Below are 19752 nucleotides of genomic sequence, written 5' to 3'. Positions count from 1 at the left end.
CAATGCCGCCTCCCGCTTGGGCGGGGGCGGTCTTTATTGGTGTCAGAACAGGGTTTCCACCACGCCGTTGACATTCAGCTGGTCATCCACCAGCAGCAGCTGGCGCCATTTGTCGAAGGTGAGGCAGGGGTGGGATATTTCGAAAGCGAGCATGTCGCCCACCTGCAGGTCGGCATCGGCGGGAATGCGCATGAAGGCGTGCTGGTCCATCATGCTGGCGACCATCCAGTCGGCGGGTGCTTCCTGCGGCGCCTGGTCCCGTCCGGGACGGAAATGCAGCGATACCTGCGGCAGCCCGGCGTCAAAGGCTGCATCGCGCTTGCCCAGGGCAATGATGGCGCGGCCTTGTTCCGGCACCGATTGCACATAGGCCCATAACTGCAATGCCGGCAGCAGGCTGCTGCCCATGTCACGGGCGATGGGGTTCTGGCTCTGGATGCGTTGCTCGGCCTGACGGTAGATGCCGACATCGTGGGTCAGGTAGCAGCCCGGTCGCAGCAGGATGTCCACCGGCTTGCCCGGGTTGAAGCCGGAAAACTCATCCGCCACCACGTCGTACCAGGCAGAACCGGCACCACTCAGAATGATGTTTTCTTCGGCAAACAGGCCGCGGGCGGCGTGTTCGCGGGTTCTGGCCAGCACCGTTTGCAAAAAGGCACGGATATCCGCTTCCTGTTGCAGTACGCCTTCGTAGATTTCCACACCGACCAGACGGAGCGATTGCGGCCAGCGGGCGATGGCTGCCAGCACGGCTTCTTCCTGTTGCGGGGAGCGGATGCCGGTGCGACCGCCTTCCACACCGTATTCCAGCAGAATGCGCAGTTGCTGGCCGCTGGCCGCAAAGTATTCACCGAGTGCATCAACGTTGGCGGCAGAGTCGACAATGCAGCAGAAGCTGAAGTCCGGGTCTGCCTGTTGCAGTCGGGCAATGATGGCCATATTGCCCTTGCCCACCAGTTGATTGGCCAGCAGCACACGGCGGATGCCATGCTGCCAGGCGGCCTGTACCTGGGGCGCGGTGGCCAGGGTGATGCCCCATGCGCCGTGCTCCAGCTGCAGGTGGAACAGCGCCGGGCTCATGGTGGTTTTGCCATGCGGGGCCAGTTTTACGCCATAGCGCTGCATGAAGTCCTGCATCCAGCGCAGATTGTGCTGCATGCGGCTCTGGCGTAATACGGCAACCGGCAGGCTGACTTCTTCGCGCAGGATGTTCCAGCCCAGGCTGGCAACGTCTTGTAAGGTGCAGGCGTCCGGGCTGTGGCCCAGGCCTTTGGTAGCTGTGTTGAGCGGCTTTTCCCGCAGTGGATGCGCTGCCATGGGGGTTCTCCTCGCCATTGCTTTGAAAAAACACAGCGAGTGAGGCGTGGCTCGGGGTGGTACTGGCGGACTGGCCAGTGTACGGCTCGCTGTGGATAAGTACCGGGTGCTGCATGATTGCGCACGGCAGGAGGAGAGACTTTCCAGCAAGCAGGCGGGACTGGCATCTGGCCAAAAGGATGTACCTTCCAGCCCTTCCCGACAGGTGAAACTACTGCTTATCCATGCAGAGGCTATGCGATGGCGTGATGAGTCATTGAAAAAGCGGATCTTTTTTACGAAAAGCTAAAGGGGCTGGAGCACGAGGTGCGAGAGGCAGGCAAACGGCAGCGCAAAGGGGGAGGACAGGCGAGGAGGAGATTGTTGCATTGCCGCATGCAGCGGGAGGTGGCTGTCACCGTTGGCGATGACAGCCCTGCATGTGCGGCCACACAGACTGGAAGGTCGGCAGCTGGCGCGGCTGATAACCGCGTTCTGTTCCTGGGGCAAGGCCCGCCGCAGGTTTTCTGTCAGCGCTTGCTAACTGTTGATCAGACTGGCCACCTTGGTGGTGATGATGTCCACCGCCGGGTCGTTGGCACCGTGCGGCAGAATCACGTCGGCAAAACGCTTGGTGGGTTCGATGAACTGGTTGTGCATGGGGCGTACGGTGGCCAGATAGTGTTCGATCACATGGTCCACGGTGCGGCCACGCTCGCGGATATCGCGTTGCAGTCGGCGGATGAAGCGCACGTCCGGGTCGGTATCCACGAAGATTTTCAGCGACATCATGTCGCGCAGCGCGGCATCGTACAGCGGGAACAAACCCTCGATCACGATGACCGGTGCCGGTTTCACCGTGATGGTTTCGGCGGCGCGGGTGTGATGGGTGAAGTCATACACCGGCATCTCGATGGCGCGTCCGGCCAGCAGGTCTTCAATATGCTCGATCAGCAAGGGCCAGTCGAAGGCATGCGGGTGATCGTAATTGGTAGCGAGGCGCTGTTCGAAAGTCAGATGGGCCTGGTCCCGGTAGTAGTAGTCCTGCACGATGACTGCCGCCATGTCCGGGCCTACGGTTTCCAGTACCTTGGCGGTGACCGTGGTCTTGCCGCTGCCGCTGCCGCCGGCAACGCCAATGATGAACGGGGTAGTCATGCTGTGAACCTCTTGCTGCGCGAAGGCATGAAAAAAACGCGCCATTCTAATGACTTATGGCGCGTTGTTCCATCAGAAATGCGGCATTTCCGGCCTATTGTGCTTCCGCTTTGGCTGCAACATGCCATTCCTGCATGGCCGGCAGTTGCTGCATGTGTCTGACATAGTCGGCAGCATGGCCGTCAAGCGCGACATGGTAGCTGACAAAGCGCCACACCACCGGGGCGAAGAAGGCGTCGGCAATGGTGAAGTGGCCAAACAGGAAGGGGCCGTTATGCTGGTTTTGCTGACGCAGGCCTTCCCACAGGCTGATGATGCGGTCGATGTCTGCCTGGGCGGCTGCGCTGGGTACAAAGCCGACGTTGTCGGCACAGACATTCATCGGCAGCTCGCTGCGCAAGGCCTGAAAGCCGCTGTGCATTTCGGCCACGGCGGAGCGCGCCATGGCGCGGCTGGCGATGTCATCCGGCCACAGCCCGGCGGCCGGGAAACAGTCGGCCAGGTATTCGCAGATGGCCAGGCTGTCGGTGATACGCAGTTGCTGATCGATCAGCAGCGGAACCTTGCCGGCCGGGTTGCAGGCCAGAATGCGGGCCTTGCTGTCGCTGGCGGTGAGGTCGATGTGTTTTTCTTCGAAAGGTTCGCCCAGCGTTTTCAGTACCAGCCAGGGACGCAGCGACCAGGATGAAAGGTTTTTGTTGCCGATGATCAGGGTAAACATGGTTCAGACTCCATGACGGCACCACCAGGACATGGCGGCAGGGTAGGGGGATGAACCATCTTATAGCAGGCTGTCATAGTCAGCCAGCGTGACGGGGAGTGAGGAGTAGCAATGAAGAAGCCCGGCATGGCCGGGCTTTGCGGTATCGGTGTTACATGGCGGGGCGCTTATTCGGCCTCGTCGATCCAGGCTTGCTGGATGGCCTCCAGCACACGCTCGCCGCCACGGCTGTGGTCGTCGTTGAAGTCGGGCAGCGCCACCACCCAGTTGTGCAGGTCGACAAAGCGCACGGTCTTGGGGTCGACATCGGGGTAGGTTTCCACCAGTTCGATGGCGATGTCGTTAACGTCGGTCCATTTCATTGTGTTCTCCTGCAAGCTCCGTCCGGCAACGGGTTTGATCCAGCTTGCCGGAGGCGGGGGTCTTAGTGGTGTTCGCGGGCGTGGTTGATGGTGTAGCGCGGAATCTCCACTACCAGGTCTTCCTCGCCAATCACGGCCTGGCAGGACAGACGGGACTGGGCTTCCAGCCCCCAGGCCTTGTCCAGCATGTCTTCTTCCAGCTCGTCCGCTTCGTTCAGCGAATCGAAACCTTCACGCACGATGCAGTGACAGGTGGTGCAGGCACAGGACAGCTCGCAGGCGTGTTCGATTTCGATGTCGTGTTCCAGCAGTACTTCACAGATGTTCTTGCCGGTTTCGGCGTCGTCGATCACCGCGCCTTCGGGGCAGAGGTCGGCGTGGGGCAGCACAATCAGGCGTGGCATGGGTTGTCCTTATAGCTCGGCAATGTTCTGGCCCTTGAGTGCGCGCTGGATGTTGCGGTCCATGCGGCGGGCGGCAAAGTCTTCGGTGGCCTTGTTCAGGCAATGGGTGGCCTGGTTGACCGCCAGCGTGGTCTGGCTGGCGACGGCGGCTTGCAGTTCGTCCAGCACCAGGCGGATGGCGGCGGTCTCGTCGGCGGACAGCAGGTCGCCGTCAATCTGCAGGGCGGTGAGGGTGGCATCGCGCAGGCTGTCGGCATCGACAATGGCCTCGCGCAGCTTGCGTGCCTCGATATCGTCCTGCACATGGGCCAGCGAGTCGCTCAGCATCTGGCTGATGGCGTCGTCGGACAGGCCGTAGGACGGTTTGACTTCGATGCTGGCTTCCACACCGCTGGTCATTTCGCGGGCAGATACTGCCAGCAGACCGTCGGCATCCACCTGGAAAGTAATGCGGATGCGGGCGGCACCAGCCACCATGGGCGGAATGCCGCGCAGCACGAATTGCGCCAGGCTGCGACAGTCAGCCACCAGTTCGCGCTCACCTTGCAGCACATGGATGGACATGGCGGTCTGGCCATCCTTGAAGGTGGTGAACTCCTGCGCACGCGCCACCGGGATGGTGCTGTTGCGCGGGATGATCTTTTCGGTCAGGCCACCCATGGTTTCGATGCCCAGCGACAGCGGAATCACATCCAGCAGCAGCCATTCATCCTCGCCCTTGTTACCGGCCAGCACATTGGCCTGGATGGCAGCACCCAGTGCCACCACCTTGTCCGGGTCCAGATTGGTCAGCGGCGGCTGGCCAAAGAAATCAGCCACGGCTTTCTGGATGTGCGGCATGCGGGTGGCTCCACCCACCATCACCACGCCCTTGACGTCTTCGGCGCTGATGTCGGCGTCGCGCAGTGCCTTGCGGACCGGCAGCAGGGTTTTGTCCACCAGGGTTTTGGTGATGCGGCGGAAGGTGTCCTGATCCAGCGTCAGGTCGATGGCATGGCCATCGGACAAAATGGCAGTGATGCGGGTGTCGCTGTGTTCGGTCAGTGCTTCCTTGGCCTCGCGGGCGCGGGTCAGCAGCAGACGGGTGTCCTGGGCCGACAGGCCGTGCAGGTCGGCCTGTTCCAGAATCCAGCAATACACGCGGTGGTCGAAGTCGTCGCCGCCCAGCGCGGAGTCGCCGCTGGTGGCCAGTACTTCAAACACGCCACGGGTGAGCTTGAGGATGGAAATGTCGAACGTACCACCACCCAGGTCGTACACCACATACGTGCCTTCGGCACCGTTATCCAGCCCGTAGGCAATGGCGGCGGCAGTAGGTTCGTTCAACAGGCGCAGTACGGTCAGACCGGCGAGGCGGGCTGCATCCTTGGTGGCCTGGCGCTGGGCGTCGTCAAAATAAGCCGGGACGGTAATCACCGCGCCGGTCAACTCGCCCCCCAGGCTGGCTTCGGCACGCTGGGTGAGCGCGCGCAGGATGTCGGCAGAAACTTCAACCGGGCTTTTCACCCCGGCGGCAGTATGCAGCTGCACCATGCCGGGGGCGTCGACAAAACGGTAGGGCAGGCTGCCGGCGTCCTTGATGTCGGACAGGCCGCGGCCCATGAAGCGTTTTACCGAGGTGATGGTATTGTGCGGGTCATGGTTCTGCTGGCGCTGGGCGTCATAGCCCACGGTGACCGAGCCATCTTCCTGGTAACGCACCACGGAGGGCAGCAGGCTGCGGCCGAATTCATCGGCCAGTACGGTGGCAGAACCACTCCTTACCGTGGCGACCAGCGAGTTGGTGGTGCCAAGGTCTATCCCGACAGCAAGTCGATGCTGGTGAGGGGCGGCGGACAGGCCGGGTTCGGCGATTTGTAGTAGAGCCATGACGGAATCTTTATTGTTGTCGCGTGAGCGTTAACATCAGGTGCACAGGGATGGCGGTTCAGCCCAGCAGGGTTTCAATGGCGTCGCCGATTTCCTGGTCCAGTTTTTCCAGAAAGCGCAATTTTCGCACCATCAGGGCGGCGGCGTCCAAATCACCCGCGTCATCCAGTGCGCTGGCCAGTTCCGCCACCAGTGCGCGGTTTTCCTGACGCAAGCTGGCGGACAGGGCTTCCAGTGCCTCGACATTGCTGTCGTCGCGCGCTTCTTCGATGCTTTCCCGCCATTCCATCTGCGCCATCAGGAAATCCACCGGCATGCTGGTGTTGGTTTCTTCCTGGGTGTCGCGGCCTTGCAGGGACAGCAGGTAACGGGCGCGGCGCAGCGGGCTTTTCAGGGTTTGATAGGCTTCGTTCACCCGGGTGGCCTGCATCAGCGCCATGCGTTTTTCCGCATCGGGGCTGCTGGCGTAACGGTCTGGATGGACGGTGGCGGCGGCGGCGCGCCAGGATTGTTCGAGTTGCTGGCTATCCAGCACAAAGCGGCGCGGCAGGCCGAACAGCTGAAAGAAGTCCTGGGAGAATTCGGTAGTCATGGCCTTGGGCTACTGGACTGCAGGGTGACAACCGGCCGCCACTGGTGGCAGCCCGGCGCAGGTGGGCTAGTCTGGCAATCAGACGTTGAAGCTTTCGCCACAACCACATTCGTTCTTCACGTTGGGGTTGTTGAACTTGAAGCCTTCGTTCAGCCCTTCCTTGGTGTAGTCCAGTTCGGTGCCATCCAGGTAGGCCAGGCTTTTGGCATCGGTGAATACCGTCACGCCATGGCTTTCGAAGGTGATGTCGTCATCGGTGGCGGCATCAACAAACTCCAGCTTGTAAGCCATGCCGGAGCAGCCGGAGGTTTTCACCCCCAGACGGATGCCCAGGCCCTTGCCACGCTTGGCAATGAACTGGCTGACGTGATTGGCTGCACTAGCAGAAAGGGTGATGGCCATGTCCGAAGCTCCTTACTTGCCGTGTTTTTGCTTGTAGTCGCTCACTGCGGCCTTGATGGCGTCTTCTGCCAGGATGGAGCAGTGAATCTTTACCGGCGGCAGGGCCAGTTCTTCGGCAATGGCGGTGTTCTTGATGGCCATGGCTTCATCCAGCGACTTGCCCTTGACCCATTCGGTCACCAGGGAAGACGAGGCAATGGCCGAGCCGCAGCCGTAGGTCTTGAACTTGGCGTCTTCAATCACGCCATCGGCGTTTACCTTGATCTGCAGCTTCATCACGTCGCCACAGGCCGGTGCGCCCACCATGCCGGTGCCTACGGTGTCATCACCCTTTTCGAACGAGCCCACATTGCGCGGGTTTTCGTAGTGATCCATCAGTTTGTCGCTGTATGCCATGACTCTCTCTCCTGCTGGCGGGAGCCCGGCTGTCCTGAGCCAGTTACTCCCGCAAAATCATTGATAGTTCAGTGGGCGGCCCACTGTACCGAATTCAGGTCCACGCCTTCCTTGAACATTTCCCACAGCGGGGACAGTTCGCGCAATTTGCCGATTTTATCTTTCAACAGCGCAATGGCGAAGTCGATTTCTTCTTCGGTGGTGAAGCGGCCCAGGGTAAAGCGGATGGAGCTGTGTGCCATTTCGTCGTTGCGGCCCAGAGCACGCAGCACGTAGGACGGCTCCAGCGAAGCCGAAGTACAGGCCGAACCGCTGGAAACAGCCAGGTCCTTGATCGCCATGATCAGGCTTTCACCTTCAACAAAGTTGAAGCTGACATTGAGGTTGTGCGGTACACGCTGGTCGATATCGCCGTTGATGTACACCTCTTCCATGTCCTTGATGCCGTTCCACAGGCGATCGCGCAGCATGCGGATGCGTTCGCTCTCGCTGTCCATTTCTTCACGGGCCAGGCGGAAGGCTTCGCCCATACCGACAATCTGGTGCGTCGGCAGGGTGCCGGAGCGGAAACCGCGTTCGTGGCCACCACCGTGCATCTGGGCTTCCAGACGGACGCGCGGCTTGCGACGCACATACAGTGCACCGATACCCTTCGGGCCGTAGGCCTTGTGGGCCGACAGGCTCATCAGGTCCACCTTCAGCACATTCATGTCCATCTTCACCTTGCCCGGTGCCTGGGTGGCGTCCACGTGGAAGATGATGCCTTTTTCACGGCAGATTTCGCCGATTTGCGGAATATCCTGGATCACGCCGATTTCATTGTTGACGTACATCACCGACACCAGAATGGTGTCCGGACGGATGGCCGCCTTGAATTCTTCAATGTCGATCAGGCCGTTTTCCTGCACCCCCAGATAAGTCACCTCGAAGCCCTGGCGTTCCAGTTCGCGACAGGTATCCAGCACCGCCTTGTGTTCGGTCTTGACGGTGATGATGTGCTTGCCCTTGCTCTTGTAGAACTGGGCTGCGCCCTTGATGGCCAGGTTGTCGGACTCGGTGGCACCGGAGGTCCAGACAATTTCCTTGGGGTCGGCATTCAAAAGCTTGGCCACTTCTGCCCGCGCATTCTCTACCGCCTCTTCCGCCGTCCAGCCAAAGCTGTGGCTGCGCGAGGCCGGGTTGCCGAACTGCTCGGTCAGATAGGGAATCATCTTCGCGGCAACACGGGGATCAACCGGGGTAGTAGCGGAATAGTCGAGGTAGATGGGAAGCTTGAGCTGACTCATTATCAATTCTCCGGGGATGCGGTGCGCTTACAGTGCGCTGGAGGCGGAGGCAGTCATACGGGGGCTGCTTTCGCGCTTGTCCTGCATTACATTGTTTTCTTTGGCCGCTGCTTCCTTGGCGCGCTGCTTTTCAACCAGGCTGCCCAGGGTGACTTTGGCCAGGTAGTCGAAAATGGTGGCGTTCAGATTGGTCCACAAGTCGTGGGTCATGCAGCGGTGATTGTCGTGACAGTTTTCGCGGCCGCCGCACTGGGTGGCATCAACCGGCTCGTCCACGGCGGCAATGATGTCGGCCACGGAAATATCGGCAGGGATGCGAGCCAGGGTGTAGCCGCCGCCAGGGCCGCGTACGCTGTCTACCAGTTCGGAACGGCGCAGTTTGCCGAACAACTGTTCCAGGTAGGAAAGGGAAATGCTCTGGCGCTCGCTGATGCCGGCCAGGGTTACCGGGCCATTGGCTTCACGCATGGCCAGGTCCAGCATGGCGGTAACCGCAAAGCGGCCTTTGGTAGTGAGACGCATGTTTTTTACTCCGGTGGGTGGTTAAGCTGATTATACCCAATTCCCGACTAATTTTGTCAACTATTAATCGCGCATCTGATGTGCGCCAAGCGGACAGGAACATGCTGCATGCGTCGGGCCAGAAGCAGCTGGACAAAGGCAAAGTTGAGCATTTTACTAGGTTTATCAAGAGCCGGGGGCTTTAATTGCAGGGCAGCGCGCAGCTTGGTGTATCATTCAAGCAAACGCCCGTTTACATGGGTGCCATCACAGGTACCGCCTGTTGCATGTGGGCATTGGTGTGCGCTGGCACGCGCGCAGTGCCGGCCACTTGCCACAGGCGGTGTCTTTGTCAGAGAGAGACAGGGAAATGAAGAAAGTGGTCATCAGCGGCTCCGGCTTGTTCACGCCGCCGCATGCTGTCAGCAACGAAGAACTGGTCGTCGCCTTCAATCAATATGTTGCCAGCTGGAATGCGGCACATGCGGCAGAAATTGCGGCCGGAACCGTGGCGGCGCTGGCCGAATCCAGTGCGGAATTCATCGAGAAGGCATCCGGTATCAAGCAGCGTTTCCTGATGGACAAGGACGGGGTGCTGGATCCGGCGCGCATGACGCCTTACCTGCCCGAGCGCAGCAATGATGTGCTGTCCATCCAGGCCGAGATGGGTGTTGCCGCGGCTACGGCCGCGCTGGCGCAGGCTGGCAAGACCGCTGCTGATATCGACATGGTGCTGGTGGCTTGTTCCAACATGCAGCGTCCCTACCCGGCGGTGTCCATTGAAATCCAGCAGGCGCTGGGAGTGCAGGGCTATGCCTTCGATATGAATGTGGCCTGCTCGTCCGCTACCTTCGGCATCCAGACTGCGGTGAATGCCATCCAGAGCGGCCAGGCGCGCGCCGTGCTGGTGATCAGCCCGGAAATCTGCTCGGCCCACCTCAATTTCCGCGACCGCGACAGCCATTTCATTTTTGGTGATGCCTGCACCGCGCTGGTGCTGGAAGCTGCCGAATCGGCCACCTCGTCCGAGCAGTTCGAGATTCTGGGTACCCGTCTGGCTACCGTGTTTTCCAACAATATCCGCAATAACTTCGGCTTTTTGAACCGTTGTGACGAGCAGGGGATTGGTCAGGTCGACAAACTGTTTGTGCAGCAGGGCCGCAAGGTGTTCAAGGAAGTATGTCCGATGGTGGGCGAGCATATCGTGCAACATCTGGAAAGCCTGGATATCCAGCCGCAGCAGGTCAGCCGCTTCTGGCTGCATCAGGCCAATCTGGCGATGAATCAGCTGATAGCCCGTCGCGTGCTGGGGCGTGATGCCAGCGAGCAGGAAGCCCCGGTCATTCTGGACCGCTATGCCAATACCAGCTCGGCCGGTTCCATCATCGCATTCCATTTGCGACGAGCTGGTATGAGTAAAGGTAATGTCGGCGTGATTTCGTCCTTTGGCGCGGGCTACTCGGTGGGCAGTGTTGTGGTTAAAAAGTGCTAGTTTTTGCCCTTGTCGGCCTGCCTCAGGAAGCATAAAAGCGAAAATGAGGCAGGAAGCTTGTCAAACCAGACCTCTCTGCCTAATGTATTCCACCAATGCAGACCCACAAGGTTTGCTGTGAGATACAGAAGATCGAACAAGACGCAAAGTCGTACACAAGGAAAAGGAAGAACAATGCAAGCTGCAAAGAAAATGCTGCTGGCCGCCGGCCTGATCGCCTCGGCCTCGATGGCTGCACAAGCTGCAGGAACGCTCGTATATTGCTCCGAGGGCAGCCCGGCGGGTTTCGACCCGGGGCAGTACACCACGGGCACCGACTTTGATGCCTCTGCCGAAACCGTATTCAACCGCCTGGTACAATTCCAGCGCGGCGGTACCAAGGTGGTACCGGGCCTGGCTGAGAAATGGGATGTGGCTGCCGATGGCCTGTCCTACACCTTCCATCTGCGCAAGGGCGTGAAGATTCAGACCACTGACTACTTCAAGCCGACGCGCGACTTCAATGCGGACGACGTGGTGTTCACCTTCGACCGCATGCTCAACAAGAACAACGCCTTCCGCAAGGCTTATCCGACCGAATTCCCGTATTTCACCGATATGGGCATGGATGAGAACATCACCAAGGTGGAAAAGCTGGATGCCAATACCGTCAAGTTCACGCTGAAGAGCATCGACGCGGCCTTCCTGCAGAACCTGGCGATGAGCTTTGCCTCCATCCAGTCGGCCGAATATGCCGACAAGCTGTTGAAGGCAGGCACCCCGCAGCTGATCAACCAGCAACCGGTTGGTACCGGTCCCTTCATCTTCAAGCGCTACCAGAAGGATTCCCAGATCCGCTTTGCTGCCAACAAGCAGTACTGGGACAAGGCGGATGGCCCGAAAGTGGATAACCTGGTGTTTGCCATCACCACCGACCCGTCCGTGCGCTACCAGAAGCTGAAGGCTGGCGAGTGCCAGATTACCGCTTACCCGCGTCCGACCGACATCGCCGCGATGAAGGCCGACAGCAAGCTGAACGTGATTTCCCAAGCCGGCTTCAACCTGGGCTACCTGGCCTACAACGTGAAGCACAAGCCGCTGGAAAAACTGGAAGTGCGCCAGGCGCTGGACATGGCTGTCAACAAGAAAGCCATCATCGACGCCGTGTATCAGGGTGCTGGCCAGGCTGCCACCAACCCGATGCCGCCGACCCAGTGGTCCTACAACAAGAGCCTGAAGGATGCGCCGTACAGCGTGGAAAAAGCCAAGGCCCTGCTGGCCAAGGCTGGCTACCCGAATGGCTTCGACATCACCCTGTGGGCGATGCCGGTACAGCGTCCGTACAACCCGAATGCCAAGCTGATGGCCGAAATGGTACAGGCTGACTGGGCCAAGATCGGCGTCAAGGCCAAGATCACCACCTACGAATGGGGCGAGTACATCAAGCGCGCCAAGGCTGGCGAGCATGATGCCATGCTGATCGGCTGGACCGGTGACAATGGTGATCCGGATAACTGGCTGGGCACCCAGCTGGGCTGCGAAGCCATGAACGGCAACAACTTTGCCAAGTGGTGCTACAAGCCGTTTGAAGACCTGTTGCAAAAAGCCAAGCGCACCACCAATGTGGCCGAGCGCACCAAGCTGTACATGAAGGCACAGGAAATCTACAAACAGCAGCTGCCTTTCACCACCATTGCCCACTCCACCGTGGTACAGCCGATGTCCAAGTCGGTGCTTGGCTTCAAGGTCAGCCCGTTCGGCCTGAACTCCTTCTACGGCGTCAGCGTCAAGTAAGCAAGTCCGACCTCCTTGCCGGGAGGTCTTTGGCATCGGGGGCGCAAGCCCCCGATGTTTTGCATGAAACACTACCGTATCCTGTCATCAGAGCAAGAGCGGTGGCGCCGGCAGGGCTGGCCATGCAGCATCGGCAGTACATACCGGAAGTGATACAGTCTTGCGCCATCACCACATGGCGACAGGCTTGACCTGCATCAAAGGCATGCTTGCCGCCGGGTGATATCGTTCACTCCGTCGCGGCGAAGGCGTAGCTGATGTAGGTGGGTGGTTCAGCTGGCGTCTTCGGCCCGACACCTCCGCGCTTCCCTTCTGCTGTCCTGCTGCTTTTTCCTTGCCGGTTTTCATGACATTCCCATCCACGATCTGGGTCTGAAATAAAGGTGTCCGTCTGCCATGCTGTAAAGCAGGCCGGATACACGGGAGAAGTACGTATGTTGTCTTTCATTTTCCGCAGGCTGGGTTTGCTGATTCCCACGTTCTTCGGCATTACCTTGCTCACCTTCGGCCTTATCCGCATGATCCCCGGCGACCCGGTGGAAGTCATGGTGGGTGAGCGCACACTCGACCCGCAAATGCATGCAGATGCCATGCACCGCCTTGGGCTGGACAAGCCGTTGTACGCGCAGTACGTCGACTACATCGGCAATTTGCTGCATGGCAATCTGGGTGAGTCGCTGGTGACCAAAACCAGCGTGTGGACCGAGTTCAAGACCCTGTTCCCCGCCACGCTGGAACTGGCACTGGCCGCCATGGCCTTTGCCGTGGTGTTCGGCCTGCTGGCCGGGGTGATTGCCGCCATCAAGCGCGGCTCCATCTTCGACCATGGCGTGATGGGCATTTCGCTCACCGGCTTTTCCATGCCGATTTTCTGGTGGGGCCTCATCCTTATCATGTTCTTCTCGGTCAAGCTGGGCTGGACGCCGGTTTCCGGACGGCTGGACCTGGCCTTCGACATCACGCCGCGCACCGGTTTCATGCTGATCGACACCTGGCTGGCCGAAGCGGCGGATCCGTCCGCCAATGCCGGTGCCTTCAAGGATGCGCTGATGCATCTGATCCTGCCTGCCATCGTGCTGGGCACCATCCCGCTGGCGGTGATTGCACGGATGACCCGTTCTTCCATGCTGGAAGTGCTGCGTGAAGACTATGTGCGCACCGCACGGGCCAAGGGCCTGTCGCCGGCGCGGGTGATTTTTGTCCACACCCTGCGCAATGCGCTGATTCCGGTGCTGACGGTGATCGGCCTGCAAGTGGGCACGCTGATGGGTGGTGCGGTGCTGACCGAAACCATCTTCTCCTGGCCCGGCATCGGCAAGTGGCTGATCGACGCCATCAGCCGCCGTGACTACCCGGTGGTGCAAAACGGCATCCTGATCGTGGCCACGCTGGTGATCATCACCAACTTCCTGGTGGACATTCTGTACGGTGTTGCCAACCCGCGCATCCGCCACGCCAAATAACGCTTGCAGGTATCGACATGACTAATGCAAACATGCAGAACGCTGCCGTGCCCGCTGAAGATGCGGCAGTCAACTATCCCTCGCCACTCAAGGAATTCTGGCAGGGCTTTTCCTATAACAAGGGCGCGGTTGCCGGCCTGATCTTCATGAGCATCGTGGTGCTGTGCGCCGTGCTGGCTCCGCTGGTAGCACCGTACAGCCCGATCGAGCAATACCGCGACCATCTGCTGACGCCGCCGGCCTGGCTGGATGGCGGCTCCAGTGCCTTCCTGCTGGGTACCGATGAGCTGGGCCGCGACATCCTGTCGCGCCTGATCTACGGTGCACGCCTGTCGTTGTTCATCGGCCTGTGCTCGGTGTTGCTGGCCATGGTGCCCGGCGTGGTGCTGGGTCTGCTGGCAGCCTTCTTTCCCAAGGTGCTGGGCGGCGTGATCATGCGGGTGATGGACATCATGATGGCCTTGCCGTCCCTGCTACTGGCAGTGGCTATCATGGCCATCCTGGGGCCGGGCCTGCTCAATGCCATGATTGCCATTGCCACGGTATCCCTGCCTGCCTATGTGCGCCTGACCCGTGCCTCGGCCATGACCGAACTGAACCGCGACTACGTCACCGCTTCGCGCGTGTCCGGTGCCGGCCTGTTCCGTCTGATGTTCAACACCGTGCTGCCCAACTGCATGGCTCCCTTGATCGTGCATGCCACCATGAGCTTCTCCTCGGCCATTCTGGAAATTGCCGCACTGGGCTTTCTGGGCCTGGGCGTGCAACCGCCTACGCCGGAGTGGGGCACCATGCTGGCCTCTGCCCGTGATTACATCGAACGTGCCTGGTGGGTGGTGTCGCTGCCTGGTCTCACCATTTTGCTGTCGGTACTGGCTATCAACCTGATGGGTGACGGCCTGCGCGATGCGCTGGACCCGAAACTGAAGCGCGCCGCCTGAGGAGGGAAGTATGAGTCTGCTGGAAATCAAGAACCTCTCGGTGGAGTTCGGTTCGGAAAAGAATCCCTTCCGCGCAGTGGAAGGACTGGACCTGAGCGTCAATCAGGGCGAAATCGTCGGCATCGTCGGCGAATCCGGTTCGGGCAAGTCAGTCACCATGATGGCCATGATGGGCCTGCTGGAAGGACAGGGCCGCATTGTGGCGGACACCCTGCAATTTGATGGCAAGAACCTGCTTACCATCTCGGCGCGCGAGCGTCGCAAGATCGTCGGCAAGGATATCGCCATGATCTTCCAGGATCCGATGACCTCGCTCAACCCCAGCTATACCGTGGGTTACCAGATCATGGAAGTGCTGAAAATCCACCAGGGCCTGCGTGGTGCCGCACTGAAACAGCGCGCGCTGGAACTGATGGAAATGGTGGAAATCCCGGCGGCGGCCAGCCGGCTGAATGCCTACCCGCACCAGTTGTCCGGTGGCATGAGCCAGCGCGTGGTGATTGCCATGGCCATTGCCTGTAATCCCAAGCTGCTGATTGCCGACGAGCCCACCACCGCGCTGGACGTAACCATCCAGGCGCAAATCATGGACTTGCTGGTCAATCTGCAGAAAAGCCAGAACATGGCCCTGATCATGATTACCCATGACCTGGCCGTGGTGGCCGAAGTGGCGCACAAGGTGGCGGTGATGTATGCAGGGCAAGTGGCGGAAATGGCCAAGGTGCCGGGCATCTTCCGCACCCCGACTCATCCGTATACCGAGGCGTTGCTCAAGTCCATTCCGGAACACAGCAAGGGCGCGCATCGCCTGTCCACCCTGCCTGGCATCGTGCCGGGGCAGTACGACCGGCCAAGCGGCTGCCTGTTGTCTCCGCGCTGTCCTTATGTTCAGGACAAGTGCAAGGCCCAGCGACCGGGCCTGACCGCCATTGACGGTGGCGTCGTACGCTGCCACTACCCGATTACGGCCAAGGAGGCATGATGAGTACCGTATTGCAGGCACGGGACCTCACCCGTTATTACGATGTGGCCCAGGGTTTTCTCAAGCCGTCGGCACAGGTCAAGGCGCTGAACGGCGTATCGTTTGAATTGCAGGCTGGCAAGACGCTGGCAGTGGTGGGCGAATCCGGCTGTGGCAAGTCCACTCTGGCACGCCAGCTGACGCTGATCGAGCCGCCGACTTCCGGTTCGCTGCTGCTGGACGGGCAGGATGCCGCCAAGGCTAGCAAAGCCGAACTGAAAGCCATGCGCACCAAGGTGCAGATGGTGTTCCAGAACCCCTACGCCTCGCTCAACCCGCGCCAGAAGATCGGCACCCAGCTGGGCGAGCCGCTGGACATCAATACCAGCCTGTCCGCCAGCGAGCGTGAGGAGCGCGTGCGCGCCATGATGACACGGGTTGGTTTGCGTCCGGAACATTACTACCGCTACCCGCACATGTTCTCCGGTGGCCAGCGCCAGCGTATCGCCATCGCCCGCGCCATGATGCTCAACCCCAAGATCGTGGTGGCTGACGAACCCACCTCGGCACTGGACGTTTCCATCCAGGCCCAGGTGCTCAACCTGTTCATGGATCTGCAGGAAGAGTTCAACACCGCCTATGTGTTCATCTCGCACAATCTGGCGGTGGTGGAGCATGTAGCCGACGACTTGATGGTGATGTATCTGGGCCGTGCGGTGGAAGTGGGTGCCAAGGAAAAGATCTATTCCCGACCGCTGCATCCTTATACCCAGGCCTTGCTGTCCGCCACGCCTTCTATTCACCCGGAAGACCGGCGGGTCAAGATCAAGATCCATGGTGAATTGCCCAGCCCGCTGAATCCGCCGTCCGGCTGCACCTTCCACAAGCGCTGCCCGTTTGCCAACGAGCGTTGCCAGCAGGAAGTGCCGGAACTGCGTGCGCTGGATGAGCGCATGGTGGCCTGCCATCACGCGGAAAACATCAACAGCTGACCCATTCCGGTGCGGTTTTCATGACAAGGGCCGGCATTTTGTCGGCCTTTCTTGCTTCTTGCACCAGAATGTTCTGCAATCATGATGTAAATGACGCAAAACCCTGTTGTTATCCCGCATTTTTGGCGCAGCGCAACAAAAATGCCTTTACCCTCCCACTACTGCACGATACAGTCGCCATGGCACACACATCCAAAGGAAAACGAGAAGTGAAAAGAGCCGTGTATGCCGGAAGTTTCGACCCGGTCACCAACGGTCACTTGTGGATGATTCGCGAAGCCGTAGAGCTGTTCGACGAACTCATCGTGGCAGTCGGCGTGAACCCGGAAAAGCACTGTACCTTCAGTGTGGACGAACGCGTCGAGATGCTGCGTGCCGTTACGCGTGGTTTCAACAAGCTGCGGGTCGATGTATTCGAAAACCAGTTCCTGGTGAACTACGCCCAGAGCATTGGTGCCAACTACATCATTCGCGGTATTCGCACCGCCAGCGACTACGAATACGAACGCACCATGCGTTATATCAATTCCGATCTGCACCCGGACATCACCACCATTTTCCTGCTGCCGCCGCGGGAATATGCCGAAGTGTCCTCCACCATGGTCAAGGGCCTGGTCGGTCCGCGTGGCTGGCAGAACATGATCCGCCAGTATCTGCCCGAGCCGGTCTATCGCAAGCTGATCGCCATGTACCAGCCGGAATAGGCGGTCAGGCAGGACTTGCTGATGCGCGCGCCGGTCGCTTATGCTGGCGCGCGTTTTGTTTTTGTCCGAATGAATTACCCGGCAGTGCCACACCGGCTGCTGTCGCCAAGGAATGTTATGGTCGATGTCTCCGCCTTTGCCAACCGGCTGCAGAAAAATTACAAGCACTACGCCAAGTGGGCCTCCCGCCAGGGGCTGGATGCCTGGCGTGTCTACGACAAGGACGTACCGCAGTTTCCGCTGGCGGTAGACCTGTACGGGGATCGGGTGCATCTGCAGGAGTACGACACCGGCTGGGAAATGGAAGACGATGTCTACCAGCAATGGATTGCCGCCATCATGGCTGCCATCGCCGAAGTTACCGGCCGCGATGAATCCGCCATCACCCTGAAAAGCCGCCGTCGCCAGAAGGGCGTCAGCCAGTACGAAAAAGTGGGCAAGCTGGGCGATGACTTCATCGTGCACGAATTCGGCCAGCGTTTCATCGTCAATCTGGATGCCTATCTGGACACCGGCCTGTTCCTTGATCACCGCAACACCCGCAAACGCGTGCGTGAAGAAGCCGCGGGCAAGCGCTTTCTCAATCTGTTTGCCTATACCGGCAGCTTCACCGTCTACGCCGGTGCAGGCGGTGCTGTCAGCTCGGAAACCGTCGACATGTCCAATACCTATCAGGACTGGTCGCGCCGCAACTTCGAGCTGAACGGACTGGATCTCGCCCGCCATCAACTGGTGCGTGCCGATGTATTCCAGTATCTGGAGCAAGCGGTGGACGAGGGCAAGCAGTTCGACCTCATCGTGATGGACCCGCCCACCTTCTCCAATTCCAAGAAAATGCAGGACATCCTCGACGTCCAGCGCGACCATGTCTGGCTCATCGACTACGCCATGGCATTGCTGGCACCGGGTGGTACCTTGTACTTCTCCAATAATCTGCGCAGCTTCGTGCTGGACGAACGCCTGGCCGAGGACTATCACATCCGCGATATCAGCGGGCAGTCCGTGCCGGAAGACTTCCGCAACCGCAAGATCCACCAGTGTTACCAACTGAAAAAGAAAGCCAGCTGACATGCCACAAGTCATCATGCAATACAGCAGTGGGCTGCAACTGGATGTCCCCGCCACCTTGCTGGCCATCAATCAGGCATTACTGGCTAGCGGCCAGTTCCAGGCAGAAGACATCAAAAGCCGGGCCATCCTGTTGCAAGACTGGCTCACCGGCACCACACCGGGTAGCGCTCCGTTCGTGCACCTGCAACTCCATATCCTGAGTGGTCGTGACTTGCCCACTCGTCAACAGCTGTCCGACAGCCTGCTGCCCGTCCTGCAACAACAGATTCAAGGCCCCACCGGCACCCAGCTTTGCGTGGAAGTCTGTCAGATGGAACGCGACAGCTACCGCAAATGCTGGCTGTAATACCGTTGGCAGAACATGAAGGCTCACAACAGTGAGCCTTTTTTCTGCCTGAACCCGCCACAAACCGGCGCACAGCTCTTGTAAAAGCCAGCACGCATCCCATCTTGCTGCTACCACCTATATATACATGCCGGTTACCGGCAAGGAGCGCAGCATGGCCACCATCAATATCACCGGCAGCAGTTTCAATGAAACCGTCGACAAGGGCGGCATCCTCATTCTGGATTTCTGGGCCGAATGGTGTGGCCCCTGCAAAATGTTTGGCCCTACCTTTGAAGCGGCTGCACTCAAGCACACTGATATCGTGTTCGGCAAAATCAATACTGAAGAAGAACAAGAACTGGCTGGCCATTTCCAGATCCGCTCCATCCCCACCCTGATGGCGCTCAAAGACGGCATCATCGTCTTCAACCAGGCTGGCGCGATGATGCCAGCGCAGCTGGAAGAGTTGATCAAGGCACTGCGTGATCTCGACATGGAAAAGGTCAAGGCAGATATCGCCGCACAAGAAGAATGATGACCGTGCTTGAACGCACGCCATGCAAAAAGCCCGGCTCAGCCGGGCTTTTGTGCCTGTGTCGGTGCTGAGACCAGCTTTTTGCGCCAGTTTCCTGCATGCGTCAGCGTCAGGATGAACGCCGGTGCGCCGCTGACTGTGCACCCGCAGCAAAACAGTCATGAAACCCGCATTTCATAAAGCATTACCGTTCAGTGACTTAGCGGTCTGTGCGACGGAATTTTGGCGAATCCTGCAGATTTCTTCGCACAAAGTGTTGACGAGGGTGGGTCAGGGCGGTATAGTTCGCCTCCTCAGCAGACAACGCAGCGACGGAAACGAAACGCAGCGACCTGCACCGCTCTTTAAAAAACAGAATAACCGATAGGTGTGAGTACTTGGCGAAAGCCAAATACTTGCACTGCAAGACAAGAAATACTTGTTATTTTCTTTGATCTTGCGTGCCAGAAATTTGCTATGAGATTGAACTGAAGAGTTTGATCCTGGCTCAGATTGAACGCTGGCG

At 59.3% G+C, this 19752-nt stretch carries 21 protein-coding genes; 10 read left to right on the top strand and 11 right to left on the bottom strand.

Annotated elements, in window-relative coordinates; genetic code table 11:
- Positions 1-42: 42 nt before the first annotated feature.
- From AWT75_RS15585 to iscR, 11 genes are all read right to left on the bottom strand, one after another.
- The gene (locus AWT75_RS15585; RefSeq protein ID WP_062790252.1) at positions 43-1317 is read right to left on the bottom strand and encodes an amino acid deaminase; all 1275 of its coding nucleotides are present in this window, start codon (positions 1315-1317) and stop codon (positions 43-45) included.
- Between the two features lie 519 nt (positions 1318-1836).
- Entirely contained in the window at positions 1837-2454 is a 618-nt protein-coding gene (gene udk / locus AWT75_RS15580) for a uridine kinase (protein ID WP_045848206.1), read from the bottom strand.
- Between the two features lie 94 nt (positions 2455-2548).
- The gene (locus AWT75_RS15575; RefSeq protein WP_062790249.1) at positions 2549-3175 is read right to left on the bottom strand and encodes a glutathione S-transferase family protein; all 627 of its coding nucleotides are present in this window, start codon (positions 3173-3175) and stop codon (positions 2549-2551) included.
- A 167-nt stretch (positions 3176-3342) separates the two neighbouring features.
- Entirely contained in the window at positions 3343-3537 is a 195-nt protein-coding gene (gene iscX / locus AWT75_RS15570; RefSeq protein ID WP_045848187.1) for a Fe-S cluster assembly protein IscX, read from the bottom strand.
- Positions 3538-3599: 62 nt separating this feature from the next.
- Positions 3600-3941 (bottom strand): ISC system 2Fe-2S type ferredoxin, encoded by a 342-nt coding sequence (gene fdx, locus AWT75_RS15565; RefSeq protein ID WP_045848186.1) that lies wholly within the window; start codon positions 3939-3941, stop codon positions 3600-3602.
- Positions 3942-3950: 9 nt separating this feature from the next.
- Complete coding sequence (hscA, locus tag AWT75_RS15560; protein WP_062790246.1) at positions 3951-5810, bottom strand: Fe-S protein assembly chaperone HscA; 1860 nt, start codon at positions 5808-5810, stop codon at positions 3951-3953.
- A gap of 58 nt (positions 5811-5868) precedes the next feature.
- The gene (gene hscB, locus AWT75_RS15555) at positions 5869-6402 is read right to left on the bottom strand and encodes a Fe-S protein assembly co-chaperone HscB (protein WP_045848184.1); all 534 of its coding nucleotides are present in this window, start codon (positions 6400-6402) and stop codon (positions 5869-5871) included.
- Between the two features lie 78 nt (positions 6403-6480).
- Positions 6481-6804 carry an iron-sulfur cluster assembly protein IscA gene (gene iscA / locus AWT75_RS15550; RefSeq protein WP_045848183.1) on the bottom strand — a complete coding sequence of 108 codons (324 nt, stop codon included), beginning with the start codon at positions 6802-6804 and terminating at the stop codon, positions 6481-6483.
- Between the two features lie 12 nt (positions 6805-6816).
- Entirely contained in the window at positions 6817-7200 is a 384-nt protein-coding gene (gene iscU, locus AWT75_RS15545; RefSeq protein WP_045848182.1) for a Fe-S cluster assembly scaffold IscU, read from the bottom strand.
- 68 nt (positions 7201-7268) lie between these two features.
- Complete coding sequence (locus tag AWT75_RS15540; RefSeq protein WP_045848181.1) at positions 7269-8486, bottom strand: IscS subfamily cysteine desulfurase; 1218 nt, start codon at positions 8484-8486, stop codon at positions 7269-7271.
- A 27-nt stretch (positions 8487-8513) separates the two neighbouring features.
- Positions 8514-9008, bottom strand: a complete 495-nt coding sequence (gene iscR / locus AWT75_RS15535; RefSeq protein ID WP_045848180.1) for a Fe-S cluster assembly transcriptional regulator IscR — start codon at positions 9006-9008, stop codon at positions 8514-8516.
- Between the two features lie 349 nt (positions 9009-9357).
- On the opposite strand from iscR, the gene AWT75_RS15530 reads away from it, so the two are divergent.
- The 10 genes from AWT75_RS15530 to trxA all read left to right on the top strand — a co-directional run bounded on the left by AWT75_RS15530 (position 9358) and on the right by trxA (position 19247).
- Complete coding sequence (locus AWT75_RS15530) at positions 9358-10479, top strand: beta-ketoacyl-ACP synthase III (RefSeq protein WP_062790243.1); 1122 nt, start codon at positions 9358-9360, stop codon at positions 10477-10479.
- Positions 10480-10653: 174 nt separating this feature from the next.
- Positions 10654-12252 carry an ABC transporter substrate-binding protein gene (locus AWT75_RS15525; RefSeq protein ID WP_062790240.1) on the top strand — a complete coding sequence of 533 codons (1599 nt, stop codon included), beginning with the start codon at positions 10654-10656 and terminating at the stop codon, positions 12250-12252.
- 434 nt (positions 12253-12686) lie between these two features.
- Positions 12687-13715, top strand: a complete 1029-nt coding sequence (locus tag AWT75_RS15520) for an ABC transporter permease subunit (protein ID WP_062790237.1) — start codon at positions 12687-12689, stop codon at positions 13713-13715.
- Between the two features lie 17 nt (positions 13716-13732).
- Complete coding sequence (locus AWT75_RS15515; RefSeq protein ID WP_193394093.1) at positions 13733-14656, top strand: ABC transporter permease subunit; 924 nt, start codon at positions 13733-13735, stop codon at positions 14654-14656.
- A gap of 10 nt (positions 14657-14666) precedes the next feature.
- On the top strand, positions 14667-15638 hold the full coding sequence (locus AWT75_RS15510) for an ABC transporter ATP-binding protein (RefSeq protein ID WP_062790234.1): 972 nt from the start codon (positions 14667-14669) through the stop codon (positions 15636-15638).
- Positions 15638-16609 (top strand): peptide ABC transporter ATP-binding protein, encoded by a 972-nt coding sequence (locus AWT75_RS15505; protein WP_062790231.1) that lies wholly within the window; start codon positions 15638-15640, stop codon positions 16607-16609. Before AWT75_RS15510 ends, AWT75_RS15505 begins: the two co-directional genes overlap by 1 nt.
- 179 nt (positions 16610-16788) lie before the next feature.
- Entirely contained in the window at positions 16789-17313 is a 525-nt protein-coding gene (coaD, locus tag AWT75_RS15500; RefSeq protein WP_045848205.1) for a pantetheine-phosphate adenylyltransferase, read from the top strand.
- A 117-nt stretch (positions 17314-17430) separates the two neighbouring features.
- Positions 17431-18381: a class I SAM-dependent methyltransferase gene (locus AWT75_RS15495; protein ID WP_062790228.1), complete on the top strand. Its 951-nt coding sequence runs from the start codon at positions 17431-17433 to the stop codon at positions 18379-18381.
- Position 18382: 1 nt separating this feature from the next.
- Positions 18383-18730, top strand: coding sequence for a 5-carboxymethyl-2-hydroxymuconate Delta-isomerase (locus tag AWT75_RS15490; RefSeq protein WP_062790225.1), 348 nt, complete (start codon positions 18383-18385; stop codon positions 18728-18730).
- A 154-nt stretch (positions 18731-18884) separates the two neighbouring features.
- Positions 18885-19247 carry a thioredoxin gene (gene trxA, locus AWT75_RS15485; RefSeq protein ID WP_062790291.1) on the top strand — a complete coding sequence of 121 codons (363 nt, stop codon included), beginning with the start codon at positions 18885-18887 and terminating at the stop codon, positions 19245-19247.
- The last annotated feature ends 505 nt before the right edge of the window (positions 19248-19752 follow it).

Source organism: Aquitalea pelogenes, from assembly GCF_001515305.1.
GTDB lineage: Bacteria > Pseudomonadota > Gammaproteobacteria > Burkholderiales > Chromobacteriaceae > Aquitalea > Aquitalea pelogenes.
Note: the sequence above shows the minus strand (reverse complement) of the source record. Positions and strands in the feature narration are given on the sequence as shown.

Excerpts from the sequence above, each read along its gene's own strand:
- hscB (WP_045848184.1), bottom strand. The coding sequence starts at position 6,402 with ATGACTACCGAATTCTCCCAGGACTTCTTTCAGCTGTTCGGCCTGCCG.
- iscX (WP_045848187.1), bottom strand. The coding sequence starts at position 3,537 with ATGAAATGGACCGACGTTAACGACATCGCCATCGAACTGGTGGAAACC.
- iscA (WP_045848183.1), bottom strand. The coding sequence starts at position 6,804 with ATGGCCATCACCCTTTCTGCTAGTGCAGCCAATCACGTCAGCCAGTTC.
- udk (WP_045848206.1), bottom strand. The coding sequence starts at position 2,454 with ATGACTACCCCGTTCATCATTGGCGTTGCCGGCGGCAGCGGCAGCGGC.
- AWT75_RS15490 (WP_062790225.1), top strand. The coding sequence starts at position 18,383 with ATGCCACAAGTCATCATGCAATACAGCAGTGGGCTGCAACTGGATGTC.
- AWT75_RS15505 (WP_062790231.1), top strand. The coding sequence starts at position 15,638 with ATGAGTACCGTATTGCAGGCACGGGACCTCACCCGTTATTACGATGTG.
- trxA (WP_062790291.1), top strand. The coding sequence starts at position 18,885 with ATGGCCACCATCAATATCACCGGCAGCAGTTTCAATGAAACCGTCGAC.
- AWT75_RS15585 (WP_062790252.1), bottom strand. The coding sequence starts at position 1,317 with ATGGCAGCGCATCCACTGCGGGAAAAGCCGCTCAACACAGCTACCAAA.
- AWT75_RS15495 (WP_062790228.1), top strand. The coding sequence starts at position 17,431 with ATGGTCGATGTCTCCGCCTTTGCCAACCGGCTGCAGAAAAATTACAAG.
- AWT75_RS15520 (WP_062790237.1), top strand. The coding sequence starts at position 12,687 with ATGTTGTCTTTCATTTTCCGCAGGCTGGGTTTGCTGATTCCCACGTTC.
- AWT75_RS15540 (WP_045848181.1), bottom strand. The coding sequence starts at position 8,486 with ATGAGTCAGCTCAAGCTTCCCATCTACCTCGACTATTCCGCTACTACC.
- hscA (WP_062790246.1), bottom strand. The coding sequence starts at position 5,810 with ATGGCTCTACTACAAATCGCCGAACCCGGCCTGTCCGCCGCCCCTCAC.
- AWT75_RS15575 (WP_062790249.1), bottom strand. The coding sequence starts at position 3,175 with ATGTTTACCCTGATCATCGGCAACAAAAACCTTTCATCCTGGTCGCTG.
- AWT75_RS15530 (WP_062790243.1), top strand. The coding sequence starts at position 9,358 with ATGAAGAAAGTGGTCATCAGCGGCTCCGGCTTGTTCACGCCGCCGCAT.
- fdx (WP_045848186.1), bottom strand. The coding sequence starts at position 3,941 with ATGCCACGCCTGATTGTGCTGCCCCACGCCGACCTCTGCCCCGAAGGC.
- AWT75_RS15525 (WP_062790240.1), top strand. The coding sequence starts at position 10,654 with ATGCAAGCTGCAAAGAAAATGCTGCTGGCCGCCGGCCTGATCGCCTCG.
- iscU (WP_045848182.1), bottom strand. The coding sequence starts at position 7,200 with ATGGCATACAGCGACAAACTGATGGATCACTACGAAAACCCGCGCAAT.
- coaD (WP_045848205.1), top strand. The coding sequence starts at position 16,789 with ATGGCACACACATCCAAAGGAAAACGAGAAGTGAAAAGAGCCGTGTAT.
- AWT75_RS15515 (WP_193394093.1), top strand. The coding sequence starts at position 13,733 with ATGACTAATGCAAACATGCAGAACGCTGCCGTGCCCGCTGAAGATGCG.
- AWT75_RS15510 (WP_062790234.1), top strand. The coding sequence starts at position 14,667 with ATGAGTCTGCTGGAAATCAAGAACCTCTCGGTGGAGTTCGGTTCGGAA.
- iscR (WP_045848180.1), bottom strand. The coding sequence starts at position 9,008 with ATGCGTCTCACTACCAAAGGCCGCTTTGCGGTTACCGCCATGCTGGAC.